At 73.2% G+C, this 24387-nt stretch carries 3 protein-coding genes; all 3 read left to right on the top strand.

What is annotated here, in order from left to right; genetic code table 11:
• Positions 1-68 precede the first annotated feature (68 nt).
• Genes ACFWMZ_RS16710 through ACFWMZ_RS16700 form a run of 3 tightly spaced genes read left to right on the top strand, consistent with a single transcriptional unit; the run spans position 69 to position 24387 of the window.
• Positions 69-13526, top strand: a complete 13458-nt coding sequence (locus ACFWMZ_RS16710) for an SDR family NAD(P)-dependent oxidoreductase (RefSeq protein ID WP_383202275.1) — start codon at positions 69-71, stop codon at positions 13524-13526.
• On the top strand, positions 13523-21952 hold the full coding sequence (locus tag ACFWMZ_RS16705; protein WP_383202273.1) for an alpha/beta fold hydrolase: 8430 nt from the start codon (positions 13523-13525) through the stop codon (positions 21950-21952). The genes ACFWMZ_RS16710 and ACFWMZ_RS16705 overlap by 4 nt, the downstream gene beginning before the upstream one ends.
• Positions 21949-24387 carry an LnmK family bifunctional acyltransferase/decarboxylase gene (locus tag ACFWMZ_RS16700; protein WP_383202270.1) on the top strand — a complete coding sequence of 813 codons (2439 nt, stop codon included), beginning with the start codon at positions 21949-21951 and terminating at the stop codon, positions 24385-24387. The genes ACFWMZ_RS16705 and ACFWMZ_RS16700 overlap by 4 nt, the downstream gene beginning before the upstream one ends.

Here is a 24387-nt window from a genome sequence, read left to right as displayed (position 1 = left end):
GCCACCCCTCCCGCGGGGGCGACCGCAGCCCGGCTCTGCCCGAGGCACACCCAAGGAGAGCCTCAGCCATGCGCAACGAACCCGGTATCGAGTGTTCCGTCCTCGTGACGCAGGCCGACTTCGTGATGGACAACCACCGGGTGCACGGCGTCTCGGTGATGCCCGGCGTCACCTTCCTCGACCTCGTCTACCGTGTCCTGATCGCCAAGGGCGTCGACCACCGGCACTGCGCCCTACGGAAGGTGCTTTTCACCGAGGCGGTGACTGTCCGCGAGGGCTACGAGCGGGAGATCCGGGTCACCGTCGGCGCGGCGCCGCAGGACGCTCCGCGCCCCGTCACCGTGGAGAGCCGCTGGCTGCGCGACGGCGAACCGTGCGCCCCCTGGCGGGACAACGCGCGGGCCGAACTCGTCACCACCGACGAGCCGCCGCTGCCCGCCCTGGACCTGCCGGCGCTCACCTCGGGCGGGGTGCGCCGCCGAGACATGGCGGAGCTGTACGCGCGGGCCCGGGCCGAGGAGATCCGGCACCGGACGCCGATGCAGTGCTTCGGCCCCCTGTACCAGGGCGACGGCCACCTCCTCGCCGAGCTGCGGCTCGACCCGTCGGCGGCCGCGGACGAGGATCTCTTCCACCTCCATCCGGCCAAGATGGACGCTTCAACCCTGGCGGGCTTCGGGCAGACGGCCGTGTCGGGCGAGGACCCGTTCATCCCGATCTACATCGACTACTTCCGCGCGCCGCGCCCGCTGTCCCGCGTCTTCCACGTGTACGCGCCCCGCCCGGAGCGCTGTGCCGAGTCCGGCGACATGCTGACCAACGACTACGCGCTGTACGACGAGAAGGGCGAGTTCCTCGCGGAGTTCCGCGGCATCGCGTGCAAGCGCATCCGGCACGAGGGGCTGATCACCAAGCTGGTGGCCGAGGCCGACGCTCGGGCCGACAGCGAGCCGGCCGGGGGGGCGGAGACGGACACCGGTACCCCGCAGGGCGGGCCCGCTCCTACGCCCGCGTCCCCGTCCGGCGACGCCCGCGAGCTCGACGAAGTGACGGCCATGCTGCGGGAGATGGTCGGTGCCGCCTCGAACACCGACCCGGCCTCCGTGCGGACCGGGGCAGGTTTCTACGAGCTCGGCCTGGACTCGGTCGCCCTGCTCTCGCTCAGCGAGGCGCTGGAACAGCGGGTGGGCAGTCGGCTCTATCCGACGCTCCTGTTCGAGTACAGCGACATCGACAGCCTGGCCCGGCACCTGGTGACGGCGTACGGGCTGCGGGGCGCCGGACCAGCGCACCTGACCGACGGCGATGCGCTCGGCGTTGGCGACGACCTCGCCGACGGCACCTCGCCGCAGGCCTCCCGAGCCGACGTAGGCCCGGCACCCAGCACGTCCCCGGAGGCGCACCCGGCCCCGCCCGACGAGGCGGCGGTCCTGCTGCGCGAGGTCTGGGTGCCCCGGGCCATCGGGGGCGCCGAGCCCGCCGACGGCCCGGCGGCCGACCACGACCTCCTCGTGTTCGGCGCCTCCGACGAACTGGCCGACTGCCTGCGGCGCCGCCACTCGGGCCGCGTCGTCCACGCGCTGCACGGCACCGCGTTCCAGACTCTGGCCTCCGATGTCTTCCGGCTCGACGCCGGCGATCGTGCCCAGGTGGACCGGCTGCTGGACACCCTGTCCGCCGCGCGGGGACTGCCCCGCGATGTCGTCGTCGTGGCACCCGTCGCCGACGGCACGTCCGCGCACGCCCGGGACCGGGGAGCCGACCCCTTGACGGCGTACTGGACGGTCGCGTCCGCGCTGACGGCACACCGTCCCGGCGCCCCGCACGCCCTGGTGTTCGTGCACTCGGGTCCGCCCAGCGCGCCCGAGCCCCGCAACGCGGCGCTGGGTGCCTTCGCCGCGACGGTCTCCGCCGAGACTCCGGTCCTGCGGTGCCGGGTGGTCGAGTTCGGGCTCCGGCCGCGGTCCGGGTTCGTCGCCGACCGGGTGCTCGCCGAATGCGCCGACGCGGTGGCGGACCCGAACCCGCCGGCCCCTGCGGCCGGCGGGCGGGAGGCCCGCTACCGGGACGGGCTGCGCCAGGTGCGGCACCACACGGTCGGCCCGGCCGCCGGGAACGACAACTCCGGCACGGCCCTGAAGGAGGGCGGCGTCTATCTCCTCACCGGGGGTTCCGGCGGGATCGGCGGGCTGCTGGCGGACCGGCTGGCCCGGGAGTACCGGGCCCGGCTGGTCCTGGTGGGCCGCCGCCCGCTCGACGAGGGGCTGCGGGAGCGCCTCGACGCCTGGCACCGGCTCGGCGCGCGGGTGGAGTACGTGCGCGCCGACGTCTCCCGCCCCAGCGAGGCGGCGGGCGCGGTGCGCCGGACCCGGGAACTGTTCGGGCGGCTGGACGGCGTCTTCCACTGCGCCGGCGCGACCCGCGACGGGCTGTACTTCCGCACGGCCCCGGCCGATCTGGCCCCGGTCCTGGCCGCCAAGACCGACGGCGCCGTCCACCTGGACGAAGCGACGCGCGACGACGCCCTGGACTTCTTCGTGCTGTTCTCCTCGGTCTCGGCGACCGTCCCCAATCCGGGTCAGGCGGCCTACGCGTACGCCAACGCCTTCCTGGAGCACTTCGCCCGCGCCCGGTCCCGGCGCGCGGACCGGTCGGGGCGCTCCCTGGCGATCGGCTGGCCCTACTGGGCCGAGGGCGGCATGCGGCTCGCGCCGGACGTCCTGGACCGCTCGCGGGCCTCGGCGGGCAACGCGCCGCTGCCCACCGAGACCGCCTTCGACATCCTGGCCGACTGCCTGGCCCGGGACGACAGCCGGGTCGTGGTGCTGTACGGCGACCCCGGCCGCGTGACGGAGCAACTGGCCACCGTCCAGCCGCTGGAGGACGGCGCCGAGGAGGCCGCCGCAGAGACGCCCTGGCCGGACCGGGCCCACAGGACACGGCAGGAGGCCGCGCGGACCGGGACAGGCGCCCGGGACGACGACCGGCGCAACTGCCCCGTCGCCGTGATCGGCCTGGCGGGCCAATATCCGGAGGCCGCCGACCTCGAAGCGTTCTGGCGCAACCTGGCCGAGGGCCGCGACTGCGTCACCGAGGTTCCGGCCGAACGCTGGGACCACTCGGCGTACTTCAGCGGCGACCGGACCGCCCCGGGCCGCACCTACAGCAAGTGGGGCGGCTTCCTGGACGGGGTCGACGTCTTCGATGCGGCGTTCTTCGGGATCTCCCGCAAGGAGGCCGAGCGCATGGACCCGCAGGAGCGGCTGTTCCTGACGACGGCCTGGCGCACGCTGGAGGACGCCGGATATCCGTCCGCCGCCCTGCGCGGCGAGCGGGTGGGCGTCTTCGTCGGCGCCATGTGGAACCACTACCAGCTGTTCACCGACAGCCGCTCCGACGTGGCGCCGACCGCCATGCACGCGGCCATCGCCAACCGGGTGTCGTACACCCTTGACCTGCACGGCCCCAGCCTGGCCGTGGACACCGCCTGCTCGTCCTCGCTGACGGCGCTGCACCTCGCGGTGGAGAGCATCCGGCGCGGCGAGTCCTCACTGGCCCTGGCGGGCGGCGTCAACGTGACGGTCCATCCGCAGAAGTACCTCCAGCTCGCCCAGGGGCAGTTCCTGTCCACGGACGGTCGCTGCCGCAGCTTCGGCGCGGACGGCGACGGCTACGTGCCGGGCGAGGGCGTCGGCGCGGTCCTGCTGAAGCCGCTGGACCGGGCGCTGGCCGAAGGCGACCACATCCACGGCGTCATCCACGGCACCGCCCTCAACCACACCGGCCGCACCAGCGGGTTCACCGTGCCCAGCCAGACGTCCCAGGGCCGGCTGATCGGCGCCGCGCTGGCCGCGGCGGGCTGGGACCCGGAAACGGTGGACTACGTGGAGGCGCACGGCACCGGCACCTCGCTCGGCGACCCCATCGAGGTGGCGGGTCTGGGACTGGGCTTCACCACGACGGCGCCGGGAGGTTGCGCGCTGGGCTCGGTGAAGTCGAACATCGGGCACCTGGAGAGCGCCGCGGGCATCGCGGGGCTCACCAAGGTGCTGCTCCAGCTGCGTCACGGCGAGCTCGTGCCGTCCCTGCACGCCGAGCGGACCAACCCGCACGCGGATCTCGCGGGCGCGGGATTCCGAGTGCAGCGGGAGCGGGCGCCGTGGCCCCGCCGGAACGACGGAGTGCCTCGCCGGGCCGGGGTCAGCGCCTTCGGCGCGGGCGGCGCGGGGGCGCATGTCCTGGTGTCCGAGGCCCCCGCCCGCGTACCGGTTCCGGCCGGCGCGGCCGACCGGGGTCCGTGGGTGTTCGCGCTGTCCGCGCCGGACGGTGTGACCCTGGCCGCCTACGCCCGGGCGCTCGCGGACGCGCTGCCCGGCCCGGGTCCGGCTGCGAGCACGGCGACGGCCTCCCCCGGGACGCTGGAACGCGTCACGGCCTGGGTGGCCGACTTGCTGCATCTGCCGGCCGATGTCGTCGACCCCGACGAACCGCTCGGCGACCTCGGTCTCGACGCGAGCGGGCTGCGCTCCCTGACGGACCGGATGCACGCGGTAGGGCTGGTGCCCGCAGTCGAGCCGACCGCCACGACCACGCTCGCGGCCCTCGCGCCGGTGGAGACCGGCCGGGACGCCTCCGATCCGGACGCCGAGCGCTCCCTGCTCGCCGACGTGTCGTACACACTGCGGTCGGGCCGTACCCCCATGGCCGCCCGGCTCGCGGTGGTCGCCTCGTCCGTGCGGGGGCTGCGGCGGGCCCTGCGGGACGCGGCTGCCCACGGTACGACGGGCCTGGTGGCCGATCCTGCGGGCACCACCACCCCGCTGGACGGGACGGCCCAGCGGTGGACGGCCGGCGCCGACGTCGACTGGGCCGGCCCCGCGGCCGGCCGGCGAAGGCTGTCCCTGCCGACCGCGCCGCTGCGGCAGGAGCGGCACTGGATCGGCCGCTGGCACGGGGGCTCGACACGTCCGGACGCCCCAGCCGCGTCGCCGCTCGCTCCACCGGCACCGGCGCCCCTGACCGCGCCCGCTCCCTCGCCTACCGAGGCGACCGGGCCGTACGAGGGCGACGAGGTCGACTTCCAGGTGGTGGACCCGGGCATCGCGCTCGTCGTGATGCGCGACCCGTCCGGGGTGAACATGTTCACGGACGGCATGATGCACGGGCTGACCGCCGCCTTCGCGGAGATCGCCCGGCGCTCGGACGTCAAGGCCGTCGTGCTGACCGGCAGCGGCGGCGTCTTCAGCATGGGCGCCACCCCGGACGCGCTGGAGACGCTGGCGGGCGGCGGCAGCCGCTTCACCGACGCACCGTTCGTGTACGAGGGTTTCCTGCGCTGCGACCGCCCGGTGATCGCGGCCGTCCAGGGGCATGCGTCCGGCGGCGGTCTCGCGTTCGCCCTGCACGCGGACATGGTCGTGATGTCCCGCGAGGCGAGTTTCAGCGCCAGCTTCATGAAGTACGGCTTCACGCCCGGTATGGGCGCGACGTACATCCTCGAACAGCGGCTCGGGCGTGCCCTGGCCACCGAGATGTTCTTCACCGGCGGCACGTACACCGGGCGCGCGCTGGAACAGCGGGGCGCCGACCTGTCGTTCGCCGACCCCGACGACGTGCTACCGACGGCGCTCGCGCTGGCCCGGTCCATCGCGCAGAAGCCGCTGAACGCCGTCCGGGTGCTGAAGGCCGACCTCGCCGACCGGGTGCTGGGGCAACTGGGCTCGGTGATCGCGCGGGAGAGCGAGATGCACGACCGGGTCTTCGGGCCCGAGTCCGTCGCGCTCATCCAGCAGCACTTCGCCAAGATCGCGGCGATCCGCGCGGAGCCGTTGCCTGTCCCTGTGCCTGGGCCTGTACCGGTGTCTGTGCCGGAGGGACCGCCCGCACCTGCGCCGCAGGAGCCTGTGTCCGTGTCTGCGCCGCCCGCCTCCTCGGGGCTCGACGACGCGCGGGTGACCCGGACGGTCGAAGACGCGCTGTGCGCGAGCCTCTACCTCGACCGGAGCGAGATCGACCACGAGCTCAGCTTCAGTGACATGGGACTCGACTCCGTCGGGGCCGTCGAGATGACACGCGAGATCAACCGTGTGCACGGCCTCGACCTGGACTCGGTCACCCTCTACGACCACCCGACCGTGCCCCGGCTGGTCGACCACATCCTGAGCCTGCACTCCGTCACGCACGCACTCAACGCCCAGGTCACGGCACTCACCGCCGTGCCGGGCGGGGCGCACCACCCGCCCGGGCCGACGGCCCGGGCGATCCCGGGAACGGCCGTCGAGCCGACCCACGAACCGACCGCCGCCGAACGGGACCCCGAACGGGCCCTCCAGCCGCTGGCCGGCCAGGCGGCCGATCCGGTAGGCGGGCCGACGTCCGAGCCCGTCGCCGCGTCGGCGCCGCAACCCGCCGGCGGACCGGTGTCCGTACCCGTTGCCGGACCGACGCCGGAACCCATTGCTGCGTCGGCGCCCCGCCCCGTCCCCGCACCCGTCACCGTCCCACCCGGCAAGGTGGCGCTCAGGCCGGTCGGCGAGTCCCCTGCCGAGCCCGAGCCCCTGCCCGCCCCAGCGGCCGGCGCGCGGCAGGGACCGGTGGTGTCGCTTCCGGTGCTCGACGCCAGTGATGATGCCGTCCCGGCCCCGGCCGCGGGCGTCACCGGACGGGACATCGCCGTCGTCGGCATGGCGGGCCGCTTCCCCGACGCGCCCGATCTGGACACCTTCTGGAAGAACCTCGTCACCGGGCACGACAGCGTCCGCGAGGTGCCCCGGGAACGCTGGGACGTCGGCCCGGTGTTCGACACCGACCGGCTGGCCGCGGGCCGCACGTACAGCAAGTGGGCGGCCATGCTGTCCTCGGTCGACGAGTTCGACGCCGGGTTCTTCCAGGTCTCGCCCCTGGAGGCACAGGCGATGGATCCGCAGCAGCGGCTCTTCCTGGAGACGGCCTGGCGCGCGCTGGAGGACGCCGGGTACGCCGTGCGGTCCTCCGAGCGCAGGAAGTGGGGCGTGTTCGTCGGCTGCGGCGCGGGAGACTATGCGGACGTCCTCGCCGCGGCGGGCGAGGACCCCGCCTCCGGCTACGCCTTCCTGGGCAACTCGGGCTCCGTCCTGGCGGCCCGGATCGCGTACCTGCTGAACTTCAGCGGCCCCACGATGGCCGTGGACACCGCCTGTTCGTCCTCTCTGGTAGCCGTCCACCTGGCCTGCGAGAGCATCCGGCGCGGCGAGTGCGAGGCCGCCGTCGCGGGCGGCGTCGCGGTGCTGTCGACGCCCCGGATGCACATCATGACCAGCAAGACCGGCATGCTCTCGCCGACCGGGCGGAGCGCGCCGTTCGACGCGTCGGCCGACGGGATCGTGCTGGGCGAGGGCGTCGGCGCGGTGGTGCTCAAGAGCCTGGAGCGGGCGCTCGCGGACGGCGACCACATCCACGGTGTCATCAAGGCCGGCGGGGTCAACGGTGACGGCCGCACCAACGGGCTCACCGCGCCCAGCGCCGTGTCGCAGGCCGAGCTGCTGGCCGAAGTGCAGCGCAGGGCCGGCGTGAGCGCCGAGGACGTCACGTACGTCGAAGCGCACGGCACCGGAACGCCGCTCGGCGACCCGATCGAGGTGAAGGCCCTCACCCAGGTGTTCGGCGGTGGATCCGACCGCCCGGAGCCCTGCGGCCTCGGGTCGGTCAAGGCCAACATCGGGCACACCACCATGGCGGCCGGGATCGCCGGGCTCCTGAAGGTGCTCCTGGCGCTGCGGCATGGCGAGCTGCCGCCCACCCCGCACTTCAGCCGGGCCAACCCCGAGATCGACTTCGGACCGAGCGGGCTGCGGGTCGTGGACAGCGCGACGCCGTGGCGGCCGGGCCGGTCCGGGGCCAGGATCGCCGGGATCAGCAGCTTCGGCTTCAGCGGAACCAACGCCCACCTGATCGTCGCGGAAGCCCCGGCGCGCGAGTCGGTCGGGTACGGCGCGGGGGCGGGCGCGGCACGGGACGCGGGCCAGCCGGGCGACAGCCGACCCTCGCACGACGGACCCGACGCCGCGACTTCGTACGTCGTGCCGGTCTCGGCGCGTTCGGAGGCGGCGCTGGGGCGCGGGCTGGGTGCGCTCGCCGAGGCGGTCGAGGCGCTGGCGGGCCGGCCCGGAGCCGGTGCGGGCCCAGTGCGCCTGCCCGATGTGGCGTTCACCCTGGGCGCGGGCCGGGAGCACTTCCCGGTGCGTGCCGCGTTCGTCGTACGCGATCTCGCCGAGCTGATCGGGGTCCTGCGCGCGACCGCCGCGTCCGGGCGGTTCACGGGCGTCTTCCCGGACGCCTTCGCGGGCGAGGGGGACGGTGAGCCGAAGCGGGTCGCCGCGCGGTACGTGCGGGGCGAAACCGTCGACTGGGCCGCACGGTGCGCTCCGGGCCCGGTGCGGCGCGTCCCGCTGCCCGGCTACTCCTTCGACCGGACGCCCCACAGGGTCTCCCGGACGCCCGCTGCCGCGTCGGCTACCTCCGAACCCGGCATGCTGCGCTGGTCGGTGACCCCGGACGAGTGGGTCGTCGCCGACCACCGGGTGGACGGCCGTCCGGTGCTTCCGGGCGTAGCGAGCCTCGGCCTGCTGGCGGGTGCGATGACCGACGGGCGCGGGCTGCCCGGCGTCGCGCGCTTCTCCCGGGTGCGCTGGATCCGGCCGATCGAGGTCTCCGCGGCCCGTGAACTCCGGCTGCTGACCTCCCCCCGGCCGGCGGGAGGCGTGCGGTTCGAGGTGCGCGGCGTGGCGGACACGGACGGTGAACCGCCGTTCGTGCAGGGCACATGGGACGGTTCGGGACCGTCGGGCGAGCCGGAGCGGGTGGACGTGCGTGCCGTGCTGGACCGCTGCGGGAGCCGTCGCGGCGCCGAGAAGCTGTACGCGGACTTCGCGGCCGCCGGGATCGCGTACGGGCCGGCGTTCCAGGTCCTCGACGGGGTGCGTCACGGCGGCACGGAGGCCGTCGGAGTGCTCCGGACTCCGCCGCAGGCCGACTGGGCGTCAGCGCCGCCCTCGCTGCACCCGGCCTTGCTCGACGGCGCGCTGCAGACGCTGTCCGTGCTCGTGACGGCGGACGGGACGGGCCCCGCCGTACCGTTCGCCCTTGAGGCGCTGGAGGTGTGCGGCGGCGGAGCGGAATCCGCGCCGGCGTACGCCCTGGCCACCCGTGACGGGCAGCGGTTCGACGTGCGGATGACGGACGCGGACGGCCGGGTCCTGCTGCGGTTCACCGGGGTCGCCCTGCGCGTCCTCGGCGGACCTTCGGGGGACGCGTGTTCCGTCCAGGGGCTGGTCCACGTCCCGGCGCTGCATACCGCACCGCCGCTCCGGAGGGACGGTGCGGTGGCCGACGCGGGCCGGACGCTGGTGGTCCGGCCGGAGGGCGCGCGTGCCGTGGCGGACGCCGTGACCGCGGCCGTCCGGCGCTCCGGCGGCCGGGTCACGGCCGTCCCGCCGGACGCCGATCCCGCCATCACGCTCGAACCGCTCCCCGACGCCGTGTACTGGTTCGGCGAGTCGGGGGACGGGCCGCCGTCCGGCGCCGCGCACGACCGTGCCGCGGCGGGACTGTTCCGGCTGGTCAAGGAACTGGTCGCCCGGGGCGCGGGCCGCCGTGAGCTCACCCTGAAGGTGATCGTGCCCGGCTCCGTCGGCACCGGGCCCGGCACGGAGGTACGGCCGCACGCCGCTGGTCTGATCGGGCTGGCCAGGTCCGTCGCGGCGGAGTACCCGCGCTGGCGGGTCGGCTGCGTCGATCCGGGGCCGGATCCGGGTACGGTGCGGGATGCCTCCGAAGCGGACGTGCTCGCCGAGCGGCTCCTCGCGGAGCCGTGCGCCGAGCAGGTGGTCGTCCTGCGCGGCGAGCGCCGACTGGTCCAGGTCTTGGAGCCGGCGCCCCCGCTTCCCGCCGGTGCGACGCCCTTCCGCGAGGGCGGCTGCTATCTGCTCGTGGGTGGCACCGGCGGCATCGGCCGGGTCCTCGCCCGGCATCTGGCGGAGACCCACCGTGCCAAGGTCGCGCTCGTCGGTCGGCGTGCCGAGGACGACGGCATACGGGCACTGCTGGCGGAGCTCGAAGCGCTGGGCGGTTCGTCGGCGTACTTCCGGGCCGACGTCACGGACGGTCCGGCGGTGCGCCGGGCGGTCGCGGCGGCCCGGGCCCGGTTCGGACCGCTCCACGGCGCCTTCCATGGCGCTCTGGTGCTGCGGGACCGCACCCTGGCCAAGATGGACCAGGAGATGTTCCTCGACGTGCTGGCGCCCAAGACGGCCGGGGCGCTCGCGCTCGCGGAGGCGCTGCGCGAGGAACCCCTCGACTTCCTCGCCTACTTCTCCTCGGCGATCTCGTTCACGGACGCGCCCGGGCAGGCCAACTACGCGGCGGCCAGCACCTTCGAGGACGCCTGCGCCGCGTATCTCGACCGGCGGATGCCCTTCCCGGTCTCCGTCGTGAACTGGGGTTTCTGGGGCAGCGTGGGAGCAGTCGCCGGGCAGTCCCACATCGAGCGGTTTGCGGCGCTCGGCGTCGGCTCCCTCGAACCCGCGGAGGGTATCGCGGCGCTGGAGGCGGTGCTCGCCGGCGGGGTCGCGCAGTCCCTCGTCATCAAGGCCACGCCGGAGGGGCTGGCCAGGCTCGGGGTGCGGACACCGGTCTCCGACGCACCCGACAAGACGCCCACGGAGATAGCCGATGAGACAACCGACGGGACGGTCTGCGCGCCCCACGGGATGGTCAGCACGCAGGGCGAAAACTTCGGCGCGTCCCGTGCGGCCTTCGCGGAACTGGAGCGGACGGCCGGCGCACTGCTGCGCGCCGCCCTCGTCCGGCACGGGGCCCTGTCCCTGGACGGCCCGGTACCGTCCTTCGACGAACTGCGCGAACGCCTCGGCTGCTGCCCCGCCGGGGAGCGGCTGCTGACGGCACTGCTCGAGATCCTCCACCGGTCCGCGCCGACCCCGTACGGCGCCCCGGCCACGGCGGACCCGGAAGTGGCCGTGGCCGCGCTGGTCGGCCGCTTCCCCGACATGTCCCCCCACGCCGACCTGCTCCGGCGCTGCACGGAAGCCCTGCCGCAGGTGCTGGACGGCAGCCGCAATCCGATGGAGGTGCTGTTCCCCAAGGGGTCCATGGAGTTGGTGGAGCGGGTCTACCGGGGTCAGGCCGCGTCCGACCACTACCACCGGCTCACCGCCCGGGAGACGGCCGACGTCGTGACCCGCGCCGGCGTGGCATCGGACCGGCGTCCCGTCCGGGTGCTGGAGATCGGCGCGGGCACCGGCGCGGGCACCGCGTTCGTGCTGGCGGCCCTGGACGAGCTCGCCGGCCCGGACTCCGCACACGGCCTCGACGTCGAGTACTGCTACACGGACATCTCGGCGGCCTTCCTCCGGCACGGTGAGAAGGTCTTCGGTGCGACCCGGCCGTATCCGACCTTCGCGGCCCTGGACATCGAACGGGACCCGACAAAGCAGGGGTTCGAGCCGCACACCTACGACGTCGTGCTCGCCACCAACGTCCTGCACGCCACCCGTGACCTGGCTCGCGCCCTGGGCCATGTGCGCACGCTGCTCAGGCCGGGCGGTGTCGCCCTGGTGAACGAGGCGACCCGCGGCTCCGACTTCCTGACCCTCACCTTCGGCCTGACGGCGGGCTGGTGGGCGTACGAGGACCCAGGGCTGCGGCTGCCGAATGCTCCACTGCTCGATCCGGCGCGCTGGCACCGGGCCCTGGGCGCCGCCGGATTCGGCGCGGTGCGCACGCTCGGCCTGCCCGGGACGCCGGTGACGGAGCTGGAGCAGTGCCTGTTCGTGGCCGAGGCTCCCACCGGGTCGGCGGCCCCGGCCCTGCACGGGGCTCCCTCGCTCGACCCGGCACGCGTACGCCACTACGTGCGCGGTGTCTTCGCCGACGTACTGCGGTTCCCTCCCGAGGATCTGGAGGACGAGGTCACCTTCGAGAACTACGGCGTCGACTCGCTCGTCAGCCTCACCATCATCAGCCGGTTCGAGGAGGACCTCGGCGACCTCCCGGCAACCCTGCTGTTCGAGCAGTTGACGATCGCCCGGCTCGCCGAGTACCTGACCGCCGAACGCGGTGCCGCGCTGGCCGCTGTACTCGCGTCCGAGACACCGCGGGAGCGGCCGGAGACGCCAGAGGAACTCCGCGCCACCGGCCCCGATCCGGCGGGCGTCGGCGGCGCGGACCGGAGGAGGCCGGACGACATCGCCATCGTCGGCGTCAGCGGCCGTTTTCCCGGTGCCCCGGACGTCGACTCCTTCTGGGAACTGCTCTCGGCCGGGGGCAGCGGGGTGACAGAGGTACCTGCGGGCCGCTGGGACTGGCGGGAGCACTTCGACACCCGGCGCGGCATCCCGCAGCGCACCAACAGCCGCTGGGGCGGCTTCCTGGAGGACATCGACCGGTTCGACGCGGGCTTCTTCGGCGTTCTGCCGAGGGACGCGGAGAACATCGACCCGCAGGAGCGGCTCTTCCTGGAGACCGCCTGGAACCTGCTGGAGGAGACCGGCCACCTGGGCGAGCACACCCGGGAGCCGCAGACTGGTGTCTTCGTGGGCTCCATGTACGGCTCGTACGGGCAGCTCGCCGCCGCTGAAGGGTGGCCGAAGGGCAGGCTGGCCGGGGCGCACTCGGCGTACTGGTCGCTGGCCAACCGGGTGTCGTACTTCCTGGACCTGTACGGTCCGAGCTTCGCGGTGGACTCCGCCTGTTCGTCCTCGCTGACGGCCGTGCACCTGGCGTGCGAGAGCATCCGCCGCGGCGAGTGCCGGACGGCGATCGCCGGCGGCGTCAACCTCATCCTGCACCCGGCCCACTTCGTGGCGTTGAGCTCCAGGAACATGCTGGCCGCCGACGGACGCTGCAAGGTCTTCGACGAGCGGGCCGACGGTTTCGTCCCCGGCGAGGGCGTGGCCGCGGTCCTGCTCAAGCCGCTCGGCCGGGCGGAGGCCGACGGCGACCGGATCCTGGGCGTCATCAGGTCGAGCCTGGCCGGTGCGGGCGGCAAGACAGGCGGCTACACGGTGCCCAACCCGAACGCGCAGGCCGCGCTGATATCCGAGGCGGTGCGCCGCGCGGGCGTCGAGCCCGGGACCATCGGCTACGTCGAGGCGCACGGCACCGGTACGGAGCTGGGGGACCCCATCGAGGTGGCGGCCCTGGCCCGGGCTTTGGGGCGGACGGCGGGCAGCGGCTCGGCGCCGTGTGCGGTGGGCTCGGTCAAGTCCAACATCGGTCACCTCGAAGGCGCCGCAGGCATAGCGGCGCTCACCAAGGTACTGCTCCAACTTCGGCACCTGCGGATCGCGCCGAACGCGAACCTGGAGACCCTCAACCCGAAGATCGACTTCGGGGGCGGCTCGCTGTACGTACCACGGGGCCTGACGCCGTGGCCGGCTCCCGAGGGCGGCGGACCGCGCCGCGCCGGGATCAGTTCCTTCGGCGCCGGTGGCGCCAACGTCCATCTGATCGTCGAGGAGTACGAGGGATGACGAACACCTCTCCCGCCCCGCTGGGGACGGCCGAGAAACCGGGCGAGGACCTGTTCGTCCTCTCGGCGCGGACCGAGGACCAACTCGCCGCGTACGCCCGCAAGGTGGCCGACTATCTGACCACCCCGGGCGCCCGGGAGTGGACGCTGGCCGAGCTGTGCGCCACCGCGCGCACCGGCCGCCGCGAGATGCGCGAGCGACTTGCCGTACTCGCGGAGGGCCACGACCAACTGGCGTACCGGCTGCGGTCGTTCGCTGAGCACGCCGTCGGCGACGGAGTGTTCACGGGCCGGGCGGGCCCGGCCCGGCAGGACGTGGACCAGGAACACATCGGTGCCCTCCTGCGCGACGGGCGGATGCCCGAGGCCGCCCGGCTGTGGACGGCGGGCGCGCGGGTGGACTGGCGGTGGCTGCACCCCGGTCGGGCGCGCAGGCGCGCGGCTTTCCCCACGTACCCCTTCGAGCGCAGGCGCTACTGGCTGACCCGGGACACGACCGTGGAGCGCGCCCCGGGCGCGGGGGCCGTCCCCGCCGAGGACGCCGACGCGGGGTGTGTGTACCGCCGGCCCGTCTGGGTGGAGTCGCCGCCCGCCGTCATCTCCTCCGCGCCGCCCGGTGTCCTGCTTCTCGTCAGCGAGGACCCGGAGCTGCGGGAAGCCTTCGCCGCGCAGCTCGCCGGTACGGACACGCGGCTCGTGATCGCCGGATTCGGATGCGAGTTCGCGCAGGTGGACGAGGCCTCATACACCTTCGACCACCGGGTGCCCCGGCACCACCGGCTGCTGGCCGAGCGCCTGACCGCCCGGGGCCTGCGGCCGGACGCGGTCGTCCACGCGCCCATGGACACCGCCGACGACCGCCCTGCCGACCGGCTGGAACGGGCACTGCACTCCTGCTTCCGGCTGTCCACCGCGCTCCTCTCCGACACCGGCGGGGGTCCGCTGCGCCTCGTGCACACCCACACCTCCCCGTCCGGCGGCCCGCAGCCCTCGCACGCGGCCGTCGCCGGACTCCTACGCACGCTCGACCTGGAGCACAGCTGGTTCTCCGGCTCCCGGGTGGCCTTCGAAGGCACCGGGGCCCAGTCGTCCGCCGCCAATCGGGCCGAGCGGCTGTTCGCCGAGGTGGAGCTCGGAGCGGCCGGGGACGCGGAGGTGCGACACCGCGACGGGGTGCGCCTCGTCAAGGTGCTGGAGGACTACACGCCGACGCCCGCCGGTGATGCCCCGGTGGGCGTCCGGCCGGACGGCACCTATCTGATCACCGGCGGTGCCGGCGCGCTGGGTCTCGTCTTCGCCCGGCACCTGGCGGAGCACGGCCCGGTGAACCTGGTCCTCGCCGGGCGTTCGGCGCCCTCGGCCACCCTGGGCGAGGCACTGGACGAGCTCAACGCGGCCGGCTGCTCGGCCTCGTACGTCCAGGCGGACGTCTCCGACCCCGCGGACGTCGAGCGGCTGTGCGCGGCCGTGCGCGAGCGCCACGGCGCCCTGCACGGCGTGCTCCACACAGCCGGCGTCACCCGTGACGCGCGGGCCGTGCACAAGGACGGGGCGGCGCTGGACGCCGTGCTGGCGCCCAAGGTGTTCGGCGCGCTGCACCTCGACGAGGCGACCGCGGGCGACGCCCTCGACTTCTTCGTGCTCTTCTCCTCCGTCGTCGCGGAGACCGGAAATCCCGGCCAGTGCGACTACGCCGCCGCCAACGCGTATCTGCACACGTTCGCCGAGGAGCGCGCCGCCCGGTGCGCACGCGGTGAGCGGTGGGGCCGTACGGTCGCCATCGGGTGGCCACTGTGGGAGGCGGGTGGCATGACCGTGGACGGCCCCGTGCGGGAGCTGTTCGCCCACAAGTGGGGTATGACCCCGATGCCCACGGACGCGGGTCTGCGGGCCTTCCACCGGGGACTCGCGGGTGCCGAGAGCAGCTTCGTCGTCGTCCATGTGACGGGCGGCGACCGCGAGGTCGTGCCCGAGAGCCAGGACCAGGGCCGGGAGCAGGAGCAGGGCCTGGACATGGGCCTGTCGGCGGAGCACCTGCGTGAGCGGGCCGTGGCGGACCTGCGGGCGATGGCCGCGGGCTTCCTCCTCGTCGACGAGGAGGAAGTGGAGCTCGACGCCGACCTGATGGAGCTGGGCTTCGACTCGATCTCGCTCACCGAGCTGATCAATGAGGTGAACTCCCGGTACGCGCTGGACCTGCTGCCCACGGTCCTCTTCGAGTGTCCCGACCTGCTGGCCTTCGCCGACTACCTCGTCGAGAACCACCCGGCCGACCTCGCGGGCAGTGTGGCACCAGCAGCGGAGGCCGGGTCGGCGGGCGCAGAGTCCGCGACGGTGGACGCCGAGTCCGCGACGGTGGGGCCGACGGAGGCCGAACCCTCACCGGTCGAACCCTCGCCTGTCGGACTTACGGAGCCCGAACCCGACACGGCCCCCGGGCGGACCGCCGTCGCCGTCATCGGCATGGCGGGCGTGCTGCCCGGCTCCCCGGACCTGGACGCGTTCTGGGAGCACCTGGCGGCCGGCGCCGATCTCGTCGGGCCCGCGCCCGCGGACCGGGCCGAGCTGCACGCGCACCCCGACACCGCCTCCGTGTGCGGCGGCTTCGTCGAGGAGATCGGCGCCTTCGACACCGGGCTGTTCGCCATCTCCCCGAAGGAGGCGGCGCTGATGGACCCGCAGCAACGGCTCATCCTCCAGGCCGTGTGGCGGGCCGTCGAGGACGCCGGGTACCGGCCCTCGGACCTGGCGGGCACCGACACCGGACTGTTCGCCGGTGTCTCGACGACCGACTACGGCGATCTGCTCAGCGGCGCCGACACCGAGGTCCAGGCCCACACGGCAAGCGGGGTGGCGCACTCTATCCTGGCCAACCGTGTCTCGCACGTGCTGGACCTGCGCGGACCGAGCGAGGCCGTGGACACCGCCTGCTCCAGCGCGCTGGTCGCACTGCACCGGGCGGTGCGGGCGATCGCCGCCGGTGACTGCACGGCGGCCGTCGTCGGCGGCGTGAACGCCCTGCTGAGCCCCGGGCTGTTCACCGCGTTCACCAAGTCCGGGATGCTCAGCCCGGACGCCGCCTGCAAGACCTTCGACAAGGACGCCGACGGCTATGTCCGGGGCGAGGGCGTCGGCGCGGTGCTCCTCAAGCCGCTCGCCGCGGCCGAGGCGGACGGCGATCACATCCACGCCGTGATCCGGGGCACGGCCGTCAACCACGGAGGGCGTTCCCCGTCCCTCACCGCGCCCAACCCCGAGGCCCAGGCCCAGGTCCTGGTGAAGGCCCATCGCGAGGCGGGGTTCCCGCCCGACACCGTCACCGCCATCGAGGCGCACGGCACCGGCACCCGGCTCGGCGATCCCATCGAGATCGAGGGAATGAAGAAGGCATTCCGGCGGCTGTACGAGGACTGGGGCCTAGCCGCCCCGGAGGAACCGCACATCGCGATCGGCTCGGTGAAGACCAACATCGGCCATCTGGAGGCCGCCTCGGGCATCGCGGGCCTGCTGAAGATCCTGCTGTCCCTACGCCACGGCGAGCTGCCGCCGACCATCCACTTCCGCGAGGTCAACCCGTACCTGCGACTGGACGGCACGCCGTTCCGGATCAATGACCGACGCCGGACGTGGGACGGCGTGCCGGGTCCGGACGGGCGCCCGCTGCTCCGGGCGGGCGTCAGTTCGTTCGGCTTCGGCGGGACGAACGCCCATGTGGTCGTGGAGTCGTACACCCCGCCGGTCACCGCGACCCCAGCCCCCACGAGTGAGCCGTACCTGCTGCCGCTGTCCGCACCGGACGAGGCCGCGCTGTGCGGCTACGCGCACCGGCTGGCCGCCCACCTGGCCGCGCACCCGGACCTGGAACCAGCCCGGATCAGCGCGACCCTCCAGTTCGGCCGCGCCCCTCTCGCCCAGCGGCTCTGTGTCCTCGCCGCAAGCCACGAGCAGGCAGTGGAGCTGCTCAGGGCGGCCGCCGCGGGCGAGCGCGGCGCGGCGGGGGTGCTGAGCGCCGAGCAGATCGACGGCACCGGGGACTCCTTGTCCCGCACGTCGGCTGGCCGGTGGGCCAGCGGCGACGACGTCGACTGGAGCCCGCTGTGGCCGGACGGGCGTCCGCGCCGTCTCCCTCTCCCCGGTGCCCCCTTCTCCCGGCGCGCGCACTGGTTCGACGCGCGCACCACCGAGCGCGAGGTCACCGCCGAACCCGACGTGGAGAACGCCTTGTCACAACAGCCCGAAGCACCAGAACTCCTGAGTTCTGTCCCGGCCCGGCGGCGCGGCCCCAAGGTGAGGCTCTCCCCGCCCGGCCTGACGGCGAGCACACAGCCACCACGCCCGTCCACCGGAACCGCACCCACCCCCGAACCCGCACCCTTCGCCCCCACCGCCCCCGATCCCGCCCCCCATGAACCCGTCCCGGTGACGGAGATCGCCGCGCTGATACGCGAGCAGGTCGCGGAGATCCTAGCCATGGCGCCCGAGGAGATCGGCCCGGACCAGTCCTTCGCGGAACTTGGTCTGGACTCGATCTTCCGCATGGACCTCATCCGGGCGGTCAACGCCCGCTACGGCCTCGCCCTCCAGATCGCCGAGATCTACGACCAGGACACGGTCACCCTGCTGAGCTCCTTCGTGCACGACACGCTCTCGTCCACGGCCACGAGCCCGCATGCCGCGGCACAGGACACCGGGGACGACACCGCCCGGCTGCTCGCCCGGCTGCTCGAGTACACCTTGGACCGGCCGATCGACCCGAAACTGACCTTCGTCGACAACGGTCTGACCTCGTTCGACATGCTGCGGTCCGTCAGCTGCCTGGAGCGCCGCTTCGGCGGTCTGCGCAAGACGCTGCTGTTCGACCGGCCTACGGTCACGGAGCTCGCCGCCCACCTCACCGAGGTGCACGGGGCCGAGCGGGTGACCGAGGCGCTCGGCGCGGAGCCGGCTGAGGACGAACGCGCCCGGCCGGACGGCCCGGTGCGCCTCGCGGACGGCGCCGCGACTCCCGCCCCGGCGTCCGCACCCGCCTCCACCGGCGCCGCACCGGGCACCGAGCCGCTGATCGTGCGCAAGAAGAACCTCGACGGACTGCCCGAGGTACGCGCGCTGCTGGACCGGCTGGACGCCGCCCATGCCAAGGAGGGGGGCCTCGCGGGCCGGGACATCGCCCCCCTCGCCTTCATCGGTGCCGAGCGCGAGGGGTACTTCAACTTCTCCCGGCGTGACAGCGACGTCTTCGCGTGGAGCTACGTCGGCTCCGAGGAGTACTTCCCGACCCTCGTACGCGCCTACGCCGAGTACGGCCGCCGCCACGGCCTGCGGGTCACCTTCCTCTCGCTGCTGCGGGTGACGGAGGTGTCCGGCATTGCGTTCACGGCCACGCCGTTCGGTGCCGTCCAGCGGCTGGAGAGCCTGGCGGACTTCTCCCTGTCCGGCGGCAGGATGTCCCGTCTGCGCTACATGGTGCAGCGGTTCAAGAAGGCCGGGGAGTGCCGTACCGAGGAGTACCGCTCCGGCTCCGATCCTGCCGTCGACGAGCGGATCGCCGGGATGATCAGCCGATGGGGCGACCAGAAACAGATGGTCAACCCGTATGTGGCGATCGTCCGGGAGGAGTTGCGGGCCGGCGTGCTCGCCGAGCGGCACCGCATGTTCCTGACCTGGCTGGACGGCGAGCTGGCGAGCGTGGTCATCGTCACCAGGATCCCCTCAGAGAACGGGTATCTGCTCGACCTGGAGTTCTACCCGGCGGACATGCCGCTGGGCGGGCTGGAGTTCGCGATCGTCGAGATCATCACCACGCTGGCCGCGGAGGGTTCGGAGCTGTTCAGCTTCGGCGCGAGCTTCGGCGTGAAGGTGGGCGACTCCCCCAACGCCGACCCGGCCATCGAGGCGGGACTCGAGGAGCTGCGCTCAGCGGGCATCTTCGGCGAGGGCAACTTCCGGTTCAAGAACAAGTTCCGGCCCACCAACCGGCCGATCTATCTGTGCCAGCCCGCGGACGTCGAGCAAGCCGGCGTCTCCGACGTGATCCTGATGATCGCCGACCCGGACGTCTCGGCCGACGCCCCCGGACAGCTCGACCGGGCGGCGACAGCGACCCCCGTACCGGTCCGCGCCCAGCCGCCGGCTCCCGCCCCCGCACAGCGGACCGGGCCCGCACCCCAATCCCCCGCCGCGCCCGACTCCCCCACCTCACCCATCTCGACGGCCTCGCCCGACGCCCTGTCCCGCCGCGCCGCGCTGCTGGCCGCGCACGGGCACAATCCGGTGAACCTGCCGCACGCCGAGGTCGACATCGACCTGATCACCGACTCCTGGGCGGAACTGGAGACACCCGCGGTCACCGCCGCCGTCGCGGCGGCGCGCCAAGGCACCGCCGCCCGCCGTGACGCTCCGGAGCAGACGGCGCCGCCCTGGCTGCCGTTCGACCATGTCGTCACGGCCTCCTCGGGCCGTTCCGCCGAGGCGATGCTGTGCCGCTCCTGGGCGGGCCGCCGCGGTGTCGTACCGCACAACGGGCTGTTCCCGACCTGGCTCTTCAGCCTGCTGGACAACGGCTTCACCCCGGCTGTCGTCCCGACGCGCGGCAGCGGCGGGCACCCCTCGTTCGCGGGCGACCTGGACCTGGCCGCGCTGCGCGGCCGACTGCGCGAGAAGGGGGACCGGGTCTCGTTCGTCTGCGTCGAGCTGAGCGGCAACGCCGGCGGCGGCCACCCGGTGTCGCTGGCCAACCTGCGCCGGGTCCGGGAGGCCACGGCCGCGCACGGCGTCCCGCTGGTGCTGGACGCCACGCGGATCGTCGAGAACGCCGCGTTCGTCGCCGCCCACGAGGACACGGAACAAGGCCGCGGGCTGTGGGAGGTGGTGCGGGACCTGCTGTCACTGGCGGACAGCGCGACCTTCAGTCTCTCGAAGGACTTCGGGCTGGACTTCGGCGGGCTCGCGGTCACCCGGGACGCCGCGCTCGGCGCGCACCTGCGCGAGCAGGTCGCCCTGCGCGGACGTGAACTCGGCCTGTCCCAGCGCAAGCTGGTGGACGCCGCCCTGCACGACACGGACGGCGTCGCCGCACGCACGGCCGAGCGGATGGCGGCCGTACGCGCGCTGTGGCAGGGCCTGCGCGACGGCGGGGCGCCCGTCGCCGGGGAGGCCGCGGCTGGCCACTGCGTCCTGCTCGACGTGGCGCGCATGCCGTGGTTCGACGGGTTCGAGCACGCCGTGGCGTCCTGTCTCGCCTGGATCTTCCACCGTACGGGGATCCGCGGCGGCCCCCACCTCGCGGAGTCCGGCGGGCCGGACGGAACCGGCTCGCTGATCCGGCTGGCCGTTCCCTGCGGGTTCACCGTCGCCGAGGCCGAGGAGGCCGCGGCCCGGCTGGTCGCGCTGTTCCGCGCCCCGAGTGAGGTGCCCGAACTGCTCGCCGTGGACGCGGGGCAGGCCGGCCGAGTGGGCAGCGGCGACGCCACCGTGCGTGCCGCGCTCGGCCGGTACCACCCGGCGGCGGGCGTGCCGGAGGACGTGCGCCGGGCGATGCGCGAGCACCACGTGCCCGAGGACGGCAACGTCAAAGTGCTGCTGGAGGCCAACCCCGCGATCGAGCACGCCGTACTGGAACTGCCGGACGGCCGCGCCGAGGTGTTCAGCGCCGGTGCCGGCCCGGTCGTGCTGCTGATGCCCCCGTTCAACATCGGCGCCGGGGTGTTCGCCCGGCAGTTCGCCGAGCTGCCCGGGCGCTTCCGGCTGATCAGCGTGCACCATCCGGGAGTCGGCGCCAGTACCGGCTCCGAGCTCACCCTGGACGCCATCGCGGACCGGTACACGGCCGTCCTGGACCGGATGGGCGTCGGCGGCCCGGTGCATCTGGTCGGGGCCTCCTTCGGCGGTCTGGTCGCCCAGACCTTCGCGCTGGCGCATCCGGAGCGCACCCGCTCGCTGACGCTGCTCGGCAGCTCGTACAAGGTGGGCAACCGCAACGGCGAGGTGAACCGGCTGGCCACGGTGGCGGCCGAGGACTTCGACCGGCTGGAGCGGTACGCCGGATCCGAGCGGATCCGGCGGGAGCGCGCGGACCTGGAGAAGCTGCTGCTGCGGTGCGAGAGCATGGACGCCCAGACCGGGCTGCGCTACCTCGATGTGTTCGCCTCCCAGGCCACGCTCCTGGAACGGCTGCCGGACATCGCCGTGCCGACACTGATCGTGCAGGGCAGCCATGACACGGTCATCCCGCTCAAGACCGCCCATCTGCTGCACGGCGCCATACCCGACGCGCGCTACGCGGAGATCCCCGACGCGGGCCACTTCCCGGGGCTCACCTCGCCCGCGGAGGTCCACTCGCTGTTCCTCGCGTTCCTGGACGAACATGGCGGGGACGAACGCGGCGGGGACGAACACAGCAGGGCCGAACACGGCGGGGCCGCACGGTGACCCGGGCCGCCGCCATGCCCAGGCACCCCGCCCCGCAGTCCGGTCCGCAACGGCTCGGCGACAGCGGGCTGTACCGCACCGAGCTCGTCAGGCCCGGGATGTGCGGGCACAACTCGCTGTTCGTCGGCCAGATCGGCGACTGGACCTGGGACGCCGTCGCCACGGTGTGCGACACCGACGTCCTGGGCGCGAGGGACCCCTCGGGGGCGCCGACCTATCTGTCCTTCTACTACTACCGCTTGCGCGGCAGCCGCCGGTTCCACCCGCGCACACCCGGGTTCGGGGACCGCCTGCACATCGCGTCGCGGGTCTTCGGCTTCGGCAGCGAGTCGGTGCTGACCCTGCACCGCATCACCCGGACCCCGGTCGGCGAGGCAGCGCTCGGCGCCGCCGCGCCGGACGCGGCCCCCGTCGACCCGGACGAGTTCTACGCGTTCGACGACGACGGAACGCTGTACGTGGAGAACTTCAACCGCTGGGTCACCCGCAGCGACGCCCGGAGCAACGAGAATCTCGTGCGCTCCTCCCCACCGGACTTCCGGCACGTCCACCTTCCCTCGCTGCCGGAGGCGTACTCGCCCCGGCTGGCCTGTCACACGGCCCGCACCCGGGGCTCCTTCGAACCGGACAAGCCGGACGGCTTCGTGCCGCTCGGCGAGGAACAGCGGGTCGAGTACGCGGTGGAGCCCTCCCGGGATCTGAACGGGGCGGGGTTGCTCTACTTCGCCTCGTACTTCTCCATCGTCGACTGGGCACTGCTGCGATACTGGCGTGCGCTGGGCCGCCCCGACACCGCGTTCCTCGACCGGATCGTCGTGGACCAGCGGCTGTGCGAAGAATTCGAGCCGCAAGCTATCGAGTTCCTCCGTGAACTGGCCACCCGGGTTGCCGCGAGGCAGCCACGTCCTCTGGTGTCGCTCGCGACCCGGCGCTCGCTGAGCTGGGCCGCAAAGCACGGCACCGCTCAGATGCGTGAAACGGCGCAGACAGTGCTCGATGCATTGCCGGACAACACGGAACACCATCTGGCGCTCCTCCTCCACACAGGGACCTACGACGAATCCCTGGTCCCCCGCTCCGAAGACACCAAACGGCTGGAGAACGTCCAAGACCACTGGGCGGCACTACGCCACGAGACCGCCGACGAGTTGAGGAAGCAGCCCGCCGGCCAAGTGGCCGAGCTACTCGTATCGCTGGTGGAAGCAGGCCAAAGGGCCGTGGCCACTCACTCAGAGGGAGTTCCCGCAGTACTCGAAGACACTCTGGAGGGATTCCCTGACCTCATCCCCGCTCTTCTCGACCGACTGGCCCGCGCTGAGAACGAAGCCGCCCGTGTCATGCTGCCCTCAGTGCTGCACGCATCGTTCGAACAGAACGTGCCCCGCGCACTGGACACATGTCGGCGCCTCGTTGCCGACGGTGGGGCCGTGGGGGTCCGGGCCGTCGCCCAAGCTCTCCAAAAGCACATCCCGGACCCCTCGGTGCAGGAGGCCGGTGCACTGGCACTCGCCCGCGCTCTGAGCAACCACACCGACCCCGTAGTGCGCGCTGGAGTCCTCGGCATGGCCGTGTCCATGCTGCACACCTCGAAGGACACGGCTCTGGAACTGCTCACGTCTGTGCCGTTCGGCGAGACGGGGTCGGTACCCTATCGCCTCTGGTGGGCATTCACGATGGACGGCGTCTTGTCCTGGGAACAGCTCACGGAAACCCAACGCGCTTTTTTCCTGGCCCAGTTGACCGCTCTTCCGACACTGAGTGATCACACGGTGCAGCAGTTCGTGGCTCACCTCGCCAAGGCCGACTCGCAAGCCGCAGTCGGGCTCCTACTCGCCCGGATCGAGCGCTGGGAGGAGGACCCCACCAGAAAGTCCTTCGATCCTTTGCCTTACCAGTGGAGTGTTCCGCTCCCCTTGTCTGACAGTCCTGCACGGCTTGATCTGATGCGATCGGTGCGGAACTGGCTGGCACAGCCCCGCGAGAACGCATGGCGCCGTGAACTCCACGCGCCGGAACTTTTCTGGACCATCGCCGGCCCTGCAGACGAATTGGTCCTCAGCCTCCTCCTTGAGCCTTACCAGGAAGGGGACAGCGATCTCGCGCATGCCGCCGCCCCGCTCCTGAGCAAGATGCCCAAGAACATCGTGTGGGACCAGGTGGACTTCGTGACCGTGTTGTTGAAGACAGCGTCCCGACTGTCGGAAGACTTGTTCCGTCGTACCGGGGGAAGCCTGCACTCCGCAGTCCTCTCCGGTTTCCGGTTCGGAACTCCTGGCCAGCCATACCCGGAAGACCTCGACATCAGCGAACGTGCCCAGCACATCCGCGCCGACCTGCCGCGCGGCTCTGCCGTCGACCTCTTCTACAAGGCACTCGCGGACAGCGCACAGCGCAACATCGACCGCGCGATCACTGACGACCTTAACGACCGCTGA

This window comes from Streptomyces sp. NPDC058373, assembly GCF_042723275.1.
Lineage (GTDB): Bacteria > Actinomycetota > Actinomycetes > Streptomycetales > Streptomycetaceae > Streptomyces.
Note: the sequence above shows the minus strand (reverse complement) of the source record. Positions and strands in the feature narration are given on the sequence as shown.